Raw genomic sequence first — 14,957 nt, 5'->3', positions numbered from 1 at the left:
GTAGAGCGGGGCTCTGCCCTGCTGCTGCGGCTGCCTGAGCCTAGCAGAAGCAGCGCCGTGATCAGGTCGACGTAGAGAAGCGATACCCGGCACCGCGCACGGTCTGCACCATGTTTTCCGCCGCGAACGGTTCCAGCGTCTTGCGCAGCCGGCGGATGTGCACGTCGATGGTGCGCTCTTCCACGTACACACTGCCGCCCCACACATGGTCCAGCAACTGGGCGCGGGTATAGACGCGCTCGGGGTGGGTCATGAAGAAGTGCAGCAGGCGGTATTCGGTGGGGCCGATCGGCACCGGCTGGTCGCCGGCGAACACGCGGTGGGCGGCGCCGTCGATGCGGATCGAACCGACCGCCACGCTGCCGTCCTCGTCATCGTCGCGGGCGCGGCGCATCACCGCACGGATGCGGGCCAGCAGTTCGCGGGCCGAGAACGGCTTGACCACGTAGTCGTCGACGCCGGCTTCCAGGCCACCGACGCGGTCGTTCTCTTCCCCGCGCGCGGTCAGCATGATGATCGGCACCTCGCGGGTGAGGGCTTCTTTGCGCCAGCGCCGGGCCAGATCCAGGCCGCTGGTGCCCGGGAGCATCCAGTCCAGCAGGATCAGGTCGGGGACGCGATCGGCGATCGCCGTCTGCGCTTCGCGCGCATCACCGGCATGGATGGGGTCGTAGTCGCCCTTGCGGAGGGCGAAGGCGACCATTTCGCGGATCGCGGGTTCGTCATCGACGATCAGAATGCGTTTCTGCACGTGCGCACCGTATTGCTTATCAGACCGGGATTGAGCCCAGTAGACTACGGTTTCATGACATGTTTGTGACGACCGGGGCGGCGATCGATGCCGATTGCCATGTGCTGGTCATCTGCCGGCCGCGCGACCGCCGGCTCAGCGCCGTTCCAGCTCCGGGTCGCGAACACCCTGGCGGCGCATTTCGAGCACGGTCGGGGTGATGGTCTCGATGCGCGCATCCACCCGCGCGCGGCCCACGTAGTCCAGCCCGGGCTGCTTCTTCAGGGCCTGCAGCTGGATCAGCGCCTGCTCCGGCCGGCCGTTCAGGTAGGCCGCCTCGGCGTACGCCTCGCTGGCCCGTACGGTGTCGCCGGCCAGTTCGCTGGCCCGGGCATAACGCAGCTGGAACACCGGATCATTGCCGCTTTGCGACAGCAGCGGGCGCAGCATCGCCTGGGCGCGCTGGCCGGCCTCGCGGCCGCCCTGCTCGTTGAGGACTTCGGCGTAGGTCAGCGCCACCGGGCGGCTGCCCGGGTGCTGGCGCAGCAGCGTCTCGAAGCGGGCGTTGGCCTGGGCAGCCTGGCCGGCGCGGGATTCGGCCTGGCCCAGGGCCACGGCGACCCACAGGTTGTCGGGATGGTCGCCCAGCAGCGCGGCAAGGTCGGTACGGGCCTGGGCGGCGCCGCTGTTGCGCAGTCGCGCCAGGGCCAGGCCGTAGCGCTGCGCCGGGCCCAGGCCGTTCTTCTGCGCGCGCTGCAGGCTTTCGTACTCGCGCACCACGTCGCCCGGGGTGTCGGCGCTGAGCACGCGCAGGCGTTCGCGCGCCCACTCGAACTGGCCGCTGGCGCCCCGGCTGAGGGCGTTCACCGACAGCTGCATCGAAGCCGGCAGCAGCGGGTTGCCGCGGCGCACGATCGGGTCCGACAGCGCCGGGTCGGTGGGGTTCACCCGTTCCTGGCGGACCCCGCCGGGAACCTCGGTGGTCAGCAGGACGGTGTCCTTCTTCATCTGCTCGGCGCGGGCCTTGGCCTCGCTGATCCGGGTGGTGTTGACCGGGTGGGTCTGCAGGAAGTCGGGGACCGAGTAGCCGCCGGCGTTGCCGCGCATCGAGGCGGACATGCGTTCGAAGAAACCGGCCATCGCATCCACGTCGTAGCCGCTGCGGGCCAGGGTGCGGATGCCCAGGCGGTCGGCTTCGGATTCGTTGCTGCGGGTGTAGTTGATCTGGCGCTGCTGCATCAGGCCCATGCCCGAGGTGATCGCGGCCATGGTTGCATCGCCGGAGGAGCTGCCGCCGGCCTGCTGCGCGGCGACCACCGCGGCCAGCATGCCCAGCAGGATCGGGATCTGGTCGCGCTGGGCGCGCTCCACCCCGCGCAGCACGTGCTGCTGGGTGACGTGGGCGATCTCGTGGGACAGCACCGCGGCCACCTCGTCCTCGCGTTCGGCGGTCAGCACCAGGCCGGCGTTGACCCCCACATAGCCGCCGAGCGTGGCGAACGCATTGATCTGGCGGTCCTTGAGCATGAAGAACGTATAGGACTGGCGGGGCTGGGCGCTGTTGGAGCCCAGCCGGGTGCCGATGTTCTGCAGCCAGTCGTCCACCAGCGGGTCGTCCAGCAGGAAGCCGTAGTTGCGCAGCTCGCGCAGCATCATCCCGCCGTATTCGGCCTGGCGCGCCGGGGTCAGCAGTTCCCCGGCCGACGACCCGATGTCCGGCAGCTTGCTGTCCTGGGCCGAGGCCAACGGCGTGGCCAGGGCGAGGGTGAGCGCGGCGGAGAGCAGCAGAGGGCGCAATCGAAGCTCCAGGACGGGCAGGGCGGGTGGAGGGGGCAGGCCCGGTAGCGTGACAGGCCGGGTGCAAATCTACGGTTAATCCACAGTGTTGCGGTCATGACATGGAAAAACCAGCGGACAGCTACCATATACAGACACTCGTTTGTCCGTGGAGTTTCCCGTGAGCCAAGATGTTGCGTCCAACCCGGGTGGGGCCCCCGCCATCACCATCTATTCCACCGCTGTCTGCCCCTACTGCGTGGCCGCCAAGAACTTCCTGAAGAGCAAAGGGCGCGACTGGACCGAAGTGCGGATCGACCTGGACCCGGTCGAGCGCGACAAGATGATGGCCAAGACCCGCCGCACCAGCGTGCCGCAGATCTTCGTCGGCGAGGTCCACGTGGGCGGCTATGACGACATGATGGCGTTGCACCGGGCCGGCAAGCTGGAACCGCTGCTGGCCGGCGAGGGCCAGGCGTGAGCGCGACCGACGACGGCAGCAAGGACCGCATCGCCGAGTTCACCGAATTCCGCCAGCGCATGAACCAGCGCATCCTGGGCGAGCCCAACCAGGTGGTCCGCCGCTTCTTCGCGCTGGACACCCAGACCTACCAGGCCGGCGCGCTGGATGTGAAGACCAAGGAGCTGCTGGGCCTGGTCGCCTCGATGGTGCTGCGTTGCGATGACTGCATCAGCTACCACGTGGCCCAGTGCAAGGACGCCGGGGTGACCCGCGAGGAGTTCTTCGAGACGTTCTCGGTCGGCCTGGTGGTCGGTGGCTCCATCGTGATTCCGCACCTGCGCCGCGCGGTCGATTTCCTGGACCAGCTCGAGGGCGGCGCCGCCGCGCCGGCGGTTCACGAGCATTGAGGCCGGGGCGGCCGCCGCGCTGCCCTCCCTGATGACGCCGGCGACGCGCCGGCGGGTTTCTGTTCATGTTCGGCACTGCGTGCCCACCGACCAGCGGTCGGTGGCTACCGGTGTGTGTGGCTGTCTTGGTTGCCGGCCAGCGGCCGGCACTACCACCAATGGCGGATTTGGGTCCGTTGGGCGGGTCAGGCATAATTGCCGATGAAACTTCCCTTGCGCCCGTGCTCCGCCTAGCTGACGGACGGCGCTCCCCCTCGGTTCGGAATACACATCAATGACGCAGAAAATCACGGTCATCCGCGGTGACGGCATCGGCCCGGAGATCATGGACGCTACCCTGTTCGTGCTCGGCAAGCTGGACACCGGCTTTGAATACGAAGACGCCGATGCCGGCCTGGTCGCGCTGGAAAAGCACGGCGACCTGATGCCCGCTTCCACGCTGGAATCGATCGCACGCAACAAGATCGCCCTGAAGAGCCCGCTGACCACGCCGGTCGGTGGCGGCTTCACCTCGATCAACGTCAGCCTGCGCCGTCACTTCGACCTGTACGCCAACGTGCGTCCGGCCGTGTCGTTCCCGAACACCAAGTCGCGCTTCGGCGACGGCGTGGACCTGATCACCGTGCGTGAGAACACCGAAGGCGCCTACCTGGCCGAAGGCCAGGAAGTGTCGGCCGACGGCGAGACCGCGTTCTCCGGTACCCGCATCACCCGCAAGGGCTCCGAGCGCATCGTGCGCTATGCCTTCGAGCTGGCCCGCAGCACCGGCCGCAAGAAGGTCACCGCCGTGCACAAGGCCAACATCATCAAGTCGACCTCGGGCCTGTTCCTGGCCGTGGCCCGCGAAGTGGCGGCCAAGTACCCGGACATCGAGTTCCAGGAAATGATCGTCGACAACTGCTGCATGCAGCTGGTGATGCGTCCGGAACAGTTCGACATCATCGTCACCACCAACCTGTTCGGCGACATCATCTCCGACCTGTGCGCTGGTCTGGTGGGCGGCCTGGGCCTGGCCCCGGGTGCCAACATCGGTGAGAACGCGGCCATCTTCGAAGCCGTGCACGGCACCGCGCCGGACATCGCCGGCCAGGGCAAGGCCAATCCGTGCGCGCTGCTGCTGGCGGCCGCGCAGATGCTGGACCACGTCGGCCAGACCGACAACGCCGAGCGCCTGCGCAAGGCCATCGTCGCCACCCTGGAAGCCAAGGACTCGCTGACCGGCGACCTCGGCGGCACCGGCAACACGATGGGCTTCGCCCAGGCCATCGCCAGCCGCCTGTAAGCGGTCGGTCGACATCGGCAGAGTCCACAGCGGGGCGCCTTCGGGCGCCCCGTTGCGTTGGGGGTCTGGAGCGCTATCTGTGCAGTTGATGCACAGATGATGTGCTGGAAGAGGGCTGGTTGGTGCACAGGCCGGCGCGCATCCTGTGCCCACTTTCAACGCGCAGGAGTGCCCACATGAACCTCACCGCCTTCGGTCTTGCCGGCTTGATCGGCATGGCCGCCACCGCCCCGGTCGCCGCCGCCGAACCGTCCCACCCCACCATCCGCCACCTGGCCGGTGCCCCGAACGTAGCCTCGCTGGATGCAGCAAAGACCGCCGTGCTGGTGATCGATGTCCAGAACGAGTACTTCGATGCAGATGCCGCGCCAGGCTTTACCGGCGGCCGCATGGTCATTCCCGACGGCGTGGCCGCACTGCGCCAGACCCGCCGCGTGGTCGACTTCGCCGATGCCCACGGCATCCGCGTCATCCACGTCCAGCATGTGCTGCCGGCCGGCGCGCCGCTGTTCGCGCAGGGCAGCGTCAACGTCGCCTTCCATCGCGACATGCAGCCGCGCAATGGTGAAACCGTCATCCAGAAAGACAACGTCAGCGTGTTCGCCGGTGCCTCGGCCGCGGTGCTGGACAACGTGCTCAAGGACGCCGGCATCGACACGTTGATCATCACCGGCCTGCAGACACACGCCTGCGTCGTCGGTGCGGCCCGCGATGCGGCGGCCGCGCCGCGCGGCCATCGCGTGCTCGTGGCGTCCGACGCCAGCGCCAGCCGCGACCTGGACCTGGCCGACGGCAAGCGCATCGGCCACCGCGCGCTGCACGAGGCGTCGCTGGCGCAGATCCAGGATGCGTTCGGCGATGTCATGACCACCGACGCGATCCTGGCCCTGCCGGTGCGCGAGGCGGGCAACGGCGCTTGATAAGCTGGCGGGGCCCGCAGCCGCGGGTCCCGCCACCTGCCCGGAGCTGCCTGTCGATGGACCACTTCGCCGCCCTGCGCGCGCTGCGCGCCATCGTCGAGGCCGGCAGTTTCAGTGCGGCCGCCGAGCGGCAGGGGACCACGCATTCGTCCATGTCGCGGCAACTGCGGCAGCTGGAAGAGCACCTGCAGGTCCGGTTGCTGGATCGCACCACCCGGCGGCTGTCGCTGACCGAGGCCGGGCGCGACTATTACCGCGATGCCGTGGCCCTGCTGGAGCGGCTGGAACTGGCCGACGACCGCGCCCGCGCCGTGCAGGCAGCGCCGAGCGGCCGGGTGCGGATCAGCGTGCCGCAGGTTGTCGCAAGCCAGGAGCTGCCGCACTGGTTGCCCGGTTTCCTGGCCCGCTATCCGCAGGTCTCGCTCGACCTGTGCGCCGACGATCAGCTGGTCGACGTGGTCGGTGGCGGTTTCGACATGGCGCTGCGCATTGCCGCCACCTTGCCCGACAGCCAACTGGTGGCGCGCGAACTGGCCTGCTGCCCGCGCATCCTGGTGGCCGCACCGGCCTATCTGGCCCGGCATGGCCTGCCACGCCAGGTGACGGACCTGCAGGCCCATACGCTGCTGGCGTTCCAGCCCGGCGGCGCCAGCACCGCGTGGCACCTGCACGGGCCGCGGGCTGCCCACACCAGCGTGGAAGTTGGCCAGCGCCTGCGCGTGGATGCCACGCCCGCCCTGTACGCCGCCGTGCAGGCCGGCATGGGCATCAGCCTGTTCACCGCATTGACCGTGCAGGACGACCTGCGTGCCGGCCGCCTGATCCGCGTGCTGCCCGGCTGGCATGGGGGTGATCGCCGCTACTTCGCGCTGTATCCGCACGCCCGTTCGCTGGCGCCGAAGGTGCGCGCGCTGGTGGACTACCTGGCCGCACATTACGCTGGGCTGGTCAGCGCGGCCGCCTAGCGGTCGCCCAGCAACAGGAAGCGTGGATGGATTCGGTGTATCTGGTGGTCGCGCTGGGCGCGATCGTGGCGGGATTCGTGCAGGGCCTGTCCGGCTTCGCGTTCGGCATGGTGGCGATGTCGTTCTGGGCGTGGACCCTGGACCCGCGGCTGGCGGCCACGTTGTCGGTGTTCGGTGCGCTGGTGGGTCAGTTGCTGGCGGTGTTCACCGTGCGCCGCGGCTTCAACCTGCGGTTGCTGCTGCCGTTCGTACTGGGCGGATTGGCGGGCATTCCGCTGGGCTTGGCGGTGTTGCCGCACCTGGACATGGCGTGGTTCAAGGCGCTGCTGGGTGGGTTTCTTGCGCTGTGGTGCCCGGTCATGCTGATGGCGCGTTCCCTGCCGCCCATCACCGTCGGCGGGCGCCTGGGCGACACGGTGGCCGGCATGGCCGGCGGCGTGCTCAGCGGCATCGGTGGCTTCGCCGGGCCGGTGCCAACGCTCTGGGCGACGCTGCGTGGCTTCGGCAAGGACGAGCAGCGAGCAGTCATCCAGAACTTCAACCTGTCCATGCTGCTGGTCACCATGGGCGTGTACCTGGGCAGTGGCGTGGTCACCGTCCAGATGCTGCCGTACTTCGCCATCGTCGCGCCGGCCATGCTGGTACCGACGCTGCTCGGCGCGCGTCTCTACATCGGTATCAGCGAAGCGCGCTTCCGCCAGATCGTGCTGGGTCTGCTGACCGCCTCGGGCGTGGCGCTGCTGGCCTCGTCAGTGCCCACGCTGCTGGCCCGCCACGCCGGCGCATGAAAAAGGGCGCCCGAAGGCGCCCTTGGGTGTTTCCCTGCGGTGATTCAGCGCTGCTGGATCTTCGACAGCAGGCGCAGGAATTCCACGTACAGCCACACCAGCGTGACCATCAGGCCGAACGCGCCGTACCACTCCATGTACTTCGGTGCGCGGGCCTCGGCACCGGTTTCGATGAAGTCGAAATCCAGCACCAGGTTCAGCGCGGCCACCACCACCACGAACAGGCTGAAGGCGATGCCGAGCCAGCCGCCTTCATGGATCATCGGGATGTTGATGTTGAAGAAGCCCAGCACGAACGAGGCCAGGTACAGCAGCGCGATGCCGCCGGTTGCGGCGACCACGCCGAGCTTGAAGTTCTCGGTGACCTTGATCAGCCCGCTGCGGTAAGCGGCCAGCATCACGAACAGGGTGCCGAAGGTGAGCATCACCGCCTGCATCACGATGCCCGGGAACTTGGCGTTGAACAGGGCCGAGATGGATCCCAGGAACAGGCCTTCCACCAGCGCGTACATCGGCGCGGTCACCGGCGACCATTCCTTCTTGAACACTGTCACCAGCGCCAGCACCAGGCCGCCGATCGCACCGCCCATCGCGTACAGCATGGCGCTGGAGGTGGGCAGGCCGGAGGCGTCGATGGCCTGGCTCCACGCGTACGCCGCGGTCAGCACGGTCAGCAGCAACAGCACGCCGGTCTTGTTGACGGTGCCATTGATGGTCATTACCTGATCGGGCGAGGTCACCACCGAGCCACTGGCCAGGTCGAGGAACGTCGATTCGGAAAGTGCGGGGTTGCCGCTGCGCATTGCCAATCTCCTTGAAGGGTAGGGTGCCGACCATCCGGCCGCTGTGCCGAGAATAGCCGATACACCGTTGCGGGATCGGGGCATGCACGACAACGTGAAAAAAGCGTTGACAGATCCCGCGCACATTCCCACAATAGCCGACTCTTTCGGGGGGAACCTCGGAGGGATCAACCGCCGGGGTATAGCGCAGTCTGGTAGCGCGCCTGCTTTGGGAGCAGGATGTCGGGGGTTCGAATCCCTCTACCCCGACCAAGCCTGCTCAAAACAGGATTGAAATGCGATAATCCAGCCAGGGCGCCCGTAGCTCAACTGGATAGAGCACCGGCCTTCTAAGCCGGCGGTTACAGGTTCGATTCCTGTCGGGCGCACCATCGGGTGCATGCGTCAGGAAGCAAAGGTTTCAGTGGTGGCTGTAGCTCAGTTGGTTAGAGTTCCGGATTGTGATTCCGGAGGTCGGGGGTTCGAGTCCCCTCAGCCACCCCACTGATTTGAAACTGGTTCGCCGAAAGTGAATCAGGGTTGCAAAAGACGACACACGCGTTACAATGTGCGTCTGAGTTTTCAGGGCTGTTAGCTCAGTTGGTAGAGCAGTTGACTCTTAATCAATAGGTCCAAGGTTCGAATCCTTGACAGCCCACCAAGACAGAAGCCACCTGGTTATCCAGGTGGCTTTTTTCTTGCCTGCGGTTCTGTGGGCGTTGGTAGTGCCGAGCCACGCTCGGCAACCACGTAGAGCCGAGAGGGATCGAAGCTCTGCCAGCCGGGCAGAGCCCGGCTCTACCGCGGAGCGGTGTTTCTCACCCGTTTAGAAAAAGTGCTTGCATCCCCTGTGGGAAGTCCAGCATAATTCGCCTCCCGATTTTCGGGCTGTTAGCTCAGTTGGTAGAGCAGTTGACTCTTAATCAATAGGTCCAAGGTTCGAATCCTTGACAGCCCACCAAGACGAAAGCCACCTGGTCATCCAGGTGGCTTTTTTCTTGCCCGGCGTTCGCGTGCGACGCAACCCGGTAGTGCCGAGCCACGCTCGGCAACGGTCCAACGCGCCAGGATCTCCATCGCGCACGGAGTTGCCATGACTTCCCGCCGCCTGCCGCGCCGAACACGTCACGGCGTTTTCCCAACCTGCAACGCCGCGCACGGTCTGTGCCTGGCAACCGCGCTTCACTCGACGTACCGCGCCAACGGCGCCTGTTCGAGGGCAGCAACGATGACTCTTCCCACCTTTGCCGGACTCATGCTGGCCGCCTTTGCCGGTACCGCGCTGGCGGCCGACGCGCCGCCGCAGGCCGCACCGCCGGCGATGCAGGCGCAGTACGCCACCACGGTGGTTCGCCACGACATGGCGCCGGGTACGTTCGTGCCTGCCACCCCGCTCGCAGACGCGCCGGCCCATCCTTACGCGCAGACCGTGCTGCGTACCGACCTGGCCGAGGGTGACTTCCAGCCCGCCCAGGCCGTGCCAACCGACTGATTCGGCCGCCGCTGCCGCCAGTCACTGCACATCGCGTGGATCGGTCCGGTGGAACACTATCGGCATGGATACCCCGTCACCTTCGTCGCGCACGCGCTGGCTCGGCTCGCGGCAGCAATGGTTCGAGCGCCTCGCGCTGTGGGGCGGGGCAGTGGCCGTGGCGCTGGCCGCCATCCTGTTCGCCAAGGCCAGTGACGCGGCATTCGCGCTGTTCCGGCGCATCTACGATGCCTCGCCGTGGTGGCCGCTGCTGCTCACCCCGGCCGTGTTCGGCCTGTTGGCCTGGCTCACCCACGGTGCGCTCAAGCCCACCCGCGGCAGCGGCATTCCGCAGGTGATCGCCGCGTTGGACAAGCCCGATGCCGACTTCCGCCAGCGCAACCTGGCGCTGCCGGTGTCTGCCGGCAAGCTGGGGCTCACGGTGCTGGCCTTGCTGGGTGGGGCGTCGGTCGGGCGCGAAGGCCCCACCGTGCATGTCGGGGCCAGCCTGATGTACGTGATCGGGCGTGCGCTGGGCTTCCGCGACCCGCGCCACGCCGGCCACTTCCTGCTGGCCGGTGGTGCGGCGGGTATCGCGGCGGCGTTCAACACCCCGCTGGCCGGCGTGGTGTTCGCCATCGAGGAGCTGTCCGGGCGGCTGGAGCATCGCTTCTCGGGCGCGCTGCTGACCGCGGTGATCGTCGGCGGCGTGGTTTCGCTGGGGCTGCTGGGCAACTACACCTATTTCGGCCGGGTCGATGTGGCACTGCCGCTCGGCATGGGCTGGCTGGCGGTGCTGTTGTGCGGGGTGGTCGGTGGTCTGGCCGGGGGTCTCTTCAGCCGCGTGGTGCTGGCCGCGATGGACGGACGCCCGCGCTGGCTGGGGCGGGCCAGGGCGGCGCGACCGGTGCTGTTCGCTGCCGCCTGCGGGCTGCTGCTGGCCCTGCTGGGGCTGGTGTTCGGCGCGGGCGCGTTCGGCACCGGGTACGAGCAGGCCCGCGGCCTGGTGCAGGGGCAGGCGCTGGTCGGGCACGAATTCGGCCTGATGAAGCTTGCCGCCAACCTGGTGTCGTATATCGCCGGCATCCCGGGCGGGCTGTTTTCGCCTGCATTGGCAGTCGGGGCTGGCATCGGCCACAACCTGGCCGCGCTGCTGCCCGGGGTGGACCCGTCGGCGGTGGTGCTGCTGGGCATGTGTGCCTACCTCACCGGGGTCACCCAGGCGCCGCTGACCTCGGCGGTCATTTCCATGGAGCTGACCGATAACACGGACATGCTGCTGCCGATCCTGGCGGCGGTGCTGCTGGCCCGTGCGGTGTCCTCGCTGGTCTGCCGCCAGCCGATCTACCGCGCACTCGCGCAGCGGCTGCTGGACGCCATGCCCGCCGCGCCCGTGCACCCGCCGGCGGCGCCGCCGGCTCGGCCGGATGCCTGAATGCGTGGTGCGCCGCTTGCCGGTAGCGCCGACAGCGCTTTTTCTTTGCCTCCAGCCCTGCAACAATGGTGGGCTGAGCATCTGCTCGCGAAAGTGGCGGAATTGGTAGACGCCCTGGATTTAGGTTCCAGTGCCGCAAGGCGTGGGGGTTCGAGTCCCCCCTTTCGCACCATCCCATTCCCGGCGCTGGCCGGCACCATGACGATGGGCACGTCCCGGATCCCGGGAGACGGCGGCATGCTGCCTTGGTGCGCCTTCACGGCCGCGCCCGGCCCGCGCTGGCGGCGCTGGCCGTTATCGGCGAAACTACAGGGCTGCGGCGGGCATGCGCGTCAACGACCCCGCGTTCTAAACCCGTTCCATCCATCACATCGTGCCGGGGGCGTTGCCGCCGGTGGCAGGAGTCAACATGCAAGCTTCGATCGAATCCACTGGCAATCTGGAACGCCGCCTGACCTTCTCGCTGCCGGAAGACCGCCTGCAGACCCACATCAGTGGCCGTCTGGGCGAAATCGCCCGCACCGCGCGGATCAAGGGCTTCCGCCCGGGCAAGATCCCGGCCAAGGTGATCGAACAGCGTTTCGGCCAGCAGGTCCGCAGCGAAGCCGTCGACGGCCTGCTGCGCGAGACCTTCGATGCCGCCCTGCGTGAGCACGAGCTGCGCATTGCCGGCACCCCGCGCATCGACAAGGGCGAGGAAGGCGAATTCTCCTTCGTGGCCACCGTCGAGCTGATTCCGGATTTCGGCGACGTGGACGTCAGCAAGCTGACCGTGGTGCGCCACACCGCCGACATCAGCGATGCCGACATCGACCAGATGATCACCAACCTGCGCGAGCAGCGCCGCAGCTGGAGCCCGGTCACCCGTGGCGCGCAGGAAGGCGACCTGGTCGCGCTGGAAACCTTCTCCCAGGCCGGCGATGAGCGCCTGCCGGCCGAAGGCAGCGAAAAGGGCAGCGTCATCGTGGGCCAGGGCATGATGTTCGAGCAGATCGAGCAGGGCCTGGTCGGCATGACCAAGGGTGAAGAAAAGACCCTGGACGTCGAATTCCCGGCCGACTGGCGCGTGCCGGCCCTGGCCGGCAAGCAGGTCAAGGTCACGGTCAAGGCCGTGGACGTCTCCGCCCCGGTGCTGCCGGACGTGGACGAAGACTTCATCAAGAGCTTCGGCGTGAAGGGCGGTGACGAGGAGCAGTTCCGCAAGGACATCCGCGCCAACCTGGAGCGCGAGCTGAAGGGCGCCCTGATGAACCGCCTGCGCCGCGAAGTGGGCGAGCAGCTGATCGCCGCCTATGCGTCGGTGGAAATGCCGCCGCGCCTGGTCGAGAACGAAGCCCGCGCCATGCTGGGCCAGCAGATCGAGCAGATCCGCCGCAGCGGCCGCAACCCGGGCGAAATCCCGGCCGATGCCCACGAAGGCTTCAAGGACGCCGCCGCCAAGCGCGTGCTGGTCGGCCTGCTGGTGGGCGAAGTGGCCCGCAAGAACGACCTGCGCCTGGATCCCAAGCGCCTGAATGAAACCATGCGCCTGATCGCGTCGACCTACGAAGAGCCGGAGCAGGTCATTGAGATGTACCGCAATGACCCCCAGCTGATGAGTGGGCTGCAGAATCGTGTGATGGAAGAGCAGGTGATCGACTGGATCGCCGAGCGCGCCCAGCACACCGAAGAACAGCTGTCGTTCCAGGACGCGATCCGCCAGTAAGCGGCCCGCGTTTTACGCCCCGCGCCCCGGCGCGGGGTTGTTCCCCCCAAAATAGGTGCCTCACTAATGGACAACCGAACCACAGCCCTGAACATGGTTCCGATGGTGGTCGAACAGACCAGCCGCGGCGAGCGCGCCTATGACATCTATTCGCGCCTGTTGAAAGAGCGTTTGATCTTCCTGGTTGGCCCGATCGACGATCACATGGCCAACGTGGTGGTGGCGCAGCTGCTGTTCCTGGAAGCGGACAACCCGGAAAAGGACATCAGCATCTACATCAACTCGCCCGGTGGCGTAGTCACCGCCGGTATGGCGATCTACGACACCATGCAGTACATCAAGCCGGACGTGAGCACCATCTGCGTCGGCCAGGCCGCCTCGATGGGCGCGCTGCTGCTGGCATCCGGCGCGGCCGGCAAGCGGTATGCGCTGCCGAACTCGCGGGTGATGATCCACCAGCCGCTGGGCGGCTTCCAGGGCCAGGCCACGGATATCGACATCCATGCCCGTGAAATCCTGACCCTGCGCTCGCGCCTGAACGAGGTGCTGGCCAAGCACACCGGCCAGTCGCTGGAGACCATCGCGCGCGATACCGAGCGTGACAACTTCAAGAGCGCCGCCGATGCGGTGGCTTACGGTCTGGTCGATCAGGTGCTCGAACGTCGTCCGGAAGAGTCGATCACCCCGGCGTGATGATGCAGCCAGGCCGGCAAACCGGCTTGTTTCCGCAGGGTCGGGCGGACTGGTGTCCCCCCGACCCTGTGTTATTCTCGAATCGAACCCCCGTTCAGCGGGTGGGGTAACTGGGTAAGCGAAGCATGAGCGAAGACCGCCAAGGTCGTTCCACGGACACCGGCAAGATCCTCTACTGCTCTTTCTGCGGAAAGAGCCAGCATGAGGTGCGCAAGCTGATTGCGGGCCCGAGCGTGTTCATCTGCGATGAGTGCGTGGAGCTGTGCAACGACATCATCCGTGAAGAGCTTGAGGAAAAGGCGCAGTCGGCGCGCAGTTCGCTGCCCAAGCCGCGCGAGATCCTCGAGGTCCTCGACCAGTACGTGATTGGCCAGAACCGGGCCAAGCGCACGCTGGCCGTGGCTGTGTACAACCACTACAAGCGCATCGAGAGCCGGCAGAAGAACGACGAGGTCGAACTGGCCAAGTCGAACATCCTGCTGGTCGGCCCGACCGGTTCGGGCAAGACGCTGCTGGCCGAAACCCTGGCCCGCCTGCTCAACGTGCCGTTCACCATGGCCGACGCCACCACGCTGACCGAAGCCGGTTACGTGGGCGAGGACGTGGAAAACATCATCCAGAAGCTGCTGCAGAAGTGCGACTACGACGTCGAGAAGGCACAGCAGGGCATCGTCTACATCGATGAAATCGACAAGATCTCGCGCAAGAGCGAGAACCCGTCGATCACCCGTGACGTGTCCGGCGAAGGCGTTCAGCAGGCCCTGCTGAAGCTGATCGAAGGCACCGTGGCCAGCGTGCCGCCGCAGGGCGGGCGCAAGCATCCCCAGCAGGAATTCCTGCAGGTGGACACCAAGAACATCCTGTTCATCTGCGGCGGCGCGTTTGCCGGGCTGGACAAGGTGATCCAGGCGCGTTCCAACGATTCGGGCGGCATCGGCTTTGGTGCCAAGGTCAAGAGCGCCGAGCGCAAGCAGGAAATTGGCAAGGTGCTGGCCGAAGTCGAGCCGGAAGACCTGATCAAGTTCGGCCTGATCCCGGAGTTCGTCGGCCGCCTGCCGGTGGTTGCGACCCTGGAAGAGCTGGACGAGGCCGCCCTGGTGCGGATCCTCACCGAGCCGAAGAACGCCATCACCAAGCAGTTCAAGAAGCTGTTCGAGATGGAGCACGTCGAGCTGGAGTTCCGCCCCGACGCCCTGGCCGCGATCGCCCGCAAGGCGCTCAAGCGCAAGACCGGTGCCCGTGGCCTGCGTACCATCGTCGAATCGGTCCTGCTGGACACCATGTACGACCTGCCGTCGGCCGAGAACGTCAGCAAGGTCGTGGTGGATGAATCGGTGATCGAGCACAAGTCCGAGCCGTACCTGATCTACCAGACGCCACCGGCGCCTGAACAGAAGGCGGCTGGTGCTGAATAATCGGTTCAAGCAATTGAATTGATAGAAGTTTTTCAGAACAGCTTGCATCTAGAAGCCGATGGCCCCATAACGAGGCCATCGGCTTTTTTTGTATCCGGGCGAGGCGCCCGGAGGCCATCCCCACT

At 66.8% G+C, this 14,957-nt stretch carries 14 protein-coding genes and 6 tRNA genes; 17 read left to right on the top strand and 3 right to left on the bottom strand.

Going from position 1 to position 14,957, the window contains the following annotated elements:
- Positions 1-61: 61 nt before the first annotated feature.
- Both phoB and AC1DCJ_RS14925 read right to left on the bottom strand, forming a co-directional pair.
- Positions 62-751, bottom strand: coding sequence for a phosphate regulon transcriptional regulator PhoB (phoB, locus tag AC1DCJ_RS14930; RefSeq protein WP_038690178.1), 690 nt, complete (start codon positions 749-751; stop codon positions 62-64).
- A gap of 135 nt (positions 752-886) precedes the next feature.
- The gene (locus tag AC1DCJ_RS14925; protein WP_137190924.1) at positions 887-2,527 is read right to left on the bottom strand and encodes a M48 family metalloprotease; all 1,641 of its coding nucleotides are present in this window, start codon (positions 2,525-2,527) and stop codon (positions 887-889) included.
- Between the two features lie 160 nt (positions 2,528-2,687).
- On the opposite strand from AC1DCJ_RS14925, the gene grxC reads away from it, so the two are divergent.
- From grxC to AC1DCJ_RS14895, 6 genes are all read left to right on the top strand, one after another.
- Positions 2,688-2,987, top strand: a complete 300-nt coding sequence (gene grxC, locus AC1DCJ_RS14920) for a glutaredoxin 3 (RefSeq protein WP_137190923.1) — start codon at positions 2,688-2,690, stop codon at positions 2,985-2,987.
- Positions 2,984-3,376 carry a carboxymuconolactone decarboxylase family protein gene (locus AC1DCJ_RS14915; protein WP_478071297.1) on the top strand — a complete coding sequence of 131 codons (393 nt, stop codon included), beginning with the start codon at positions 2,984-2,986 and terminating at the stop codon, positions 3,374-3,376. The genes grxC and AC1DCJ_RS14915 overlap by 4 nt, the downstream gene beginning before the upstream one ends.
- A 274-nt stretch (positions 3,377-3,650) precedes the next feature.
- Positions 3,651-4,658 (top strand): isocitrate dehydrogenase, encoded by a 1,008-nt coding sequence (locus tag AC1DCJ_RS14910; RefSeq protein ID WP_038690170.1) that lies wholly within the window; start codon positions 3,651-3,653, stop codon positions 4,656-4,658.
- Between the two features lie 176 nt (positions 4,659-4,834).
- A complete protein-coding gene (locus tag AC1DCJ_RS14905; protein ID WP_141059307.1) occupies positions 4,835-5,578 on the top strand; it encodes a cysteine hydrolase family protein in 744 nt (247 codons plus the stop codon).
- A gap of 56 nt (positions 5,579-5,634) precedes the next feature.
- The gene (locus AC1DCJ_RS14900) at positions 5,635-6,543 is read left to right on the top strand and encodes a LysR family transcriptional regulator (protein WP_478071296.1); all 909 of its coding nucleotides are present in this window, start codon (positions 5,635-5,637) and stop codon (positions 6,541-6,543) included.
- A 26-nt stretch (positions 6,544-6,569) separates the two neighbouring features.
- A complete protein-coding gene (locus tag AC1DCJ_RS14895; protein WP_478071295.1) occupies positions 6,570-7,331 on the top strand; it encodes a sulfite exporter TauE/SafE family protein in 762 nt (253 codons plus the stop codon).
- Between the two features lie 44 nt (positions 7,332-7,375).
- On the opposite strand, the gene AC1DCJ_RS14890 is transcribed toward AC1DCJ_RS14895, so the two are convergent.
- Entirely contained in the window at positions 7,376-8,134 is a 759-nt protein-coding gene (locus tag AC1DCJ_RS14890) for a Bax inhibitor-1/YccA family protein (RefSeq protein ID WP_313423653.1), read from the bottom strand.
- A gap of 175 nt (positions 8,135-8,309) precedes the next feature.
- Between AC1DCJ_RS14890 and AC1DCJ_RS14885 the strand changes: the two genes are divergently transcribed.
- From AC1DCJ_RS14885 to clpX, 11 genes are all read left to right on the top strand, one after another.
- Positions 8,310-8,386: transfer RNA gene (locus AC1DCJ_RS14885), tRNA-Pro, on the top strand.
- A 42-nt stretch (positions 8,387-8,428) separates the two neighbouring features.
- Positions 8,429-8,505 (top strand) — tRNA-Arg (locus AC1DCJ_RS14880).
- Positions 8,506-8,540: 35 nt separating this feature from the next.
- Positions 8,541-8,617, top strand: a tRNA-His gene (locus AC1DCJ_RS14875).
- Positions 8,618-8,698: 81 nt separating this feature from the next.
- Positions 8,699-8,774, top strand: a tRNA-Lys gene (locus AC1DCJ_RS14870).
- 224 nt (positions 8,775-8,998) lie between these two features.
- Positions 8,999-9,074: transfer RNA gene (locus AC1DCJ_RS14865), tRNA-Lys, on the top strand.
- Positions 9,075-9,341: 267 nt separating this feature from the next.
- A complete protein-coding gene (locus AC1DCJ_RS14860; RefSeq protein WP_478071294.1) occupies positions 9,342-9,605 on the top strand; it encodes a hypothetical protein in 264 nt (87 codons plus the stop codon).
- Between the two features lie 64 nt (positions 9,606-9,669).
- The gene (locus AC1DCJ_RS14855) at positions 9,670-11,019 is read left to right on the top strand and encodes a chloride channel protein (RefSeq protein ID WP_478071293.1); all 1,350 of its coding nucleotides are present in this window, start codon (positions 9,670-9,672) and stop codon (positions 11,017-11,019) included.
- 87 nt (positions 11,020-11,106) lie between these two features.
- A tRNA-Leu gene (locus AC1DCJ_RS14850) sits at positions 11,107-11,191 on the top strand.
- Between the two features lie 237 nt (positions 11,192-11,428).
- Complete coding sequence (tig, locus tag AC1DCJ_RS14845; RefSeq protein WP_038690156.1) at positions 11,429-12,724, top strand: trigger factor; 1,296 nt, start codon at positions 11,429-11,431, stop codon at positions 12,722-12,724.
- Between the two features lie 66 nt (positions 12,725-12,790).
- A complete protein-coding gene (gene clpP, locus AC1DCJ_RS14840; protein ID WP_038690153.1) occupies positions 12,791-13,417 on the top strand; it encodes an ATP-dependent Clp endopeptidase proteolytic subunit ClpP in 627 nt (208 codons plus the stop codon).
- Positions 13,418-13,542: 125 nt separating this feature from the next.
- Positions 13,543-14,832, top strand: coding sequence for an ATP-dependent Clp protease ATP-binding subunit ClpX (gene clpX, locus AC1DCJ_RS14835; RefSeq protein WP_038690151.1), 1,290 nt, complete (start codon positions 13,543-13,545; stop codon positions 14,830-14,832).
- The last annotated feature ends 125 nt before the right edge of the window (positions 14,833-14,957 follow it).

The sequence above is a fragment of the Stenotrophomonas sp. 10N36 genome (assembly GCF_056395005.1).
The sequence above is the reverse complement of the archived record's forward strand: the minus strand, read 5'-3'. Positions and strand labels throughout refer to the sequence as shown.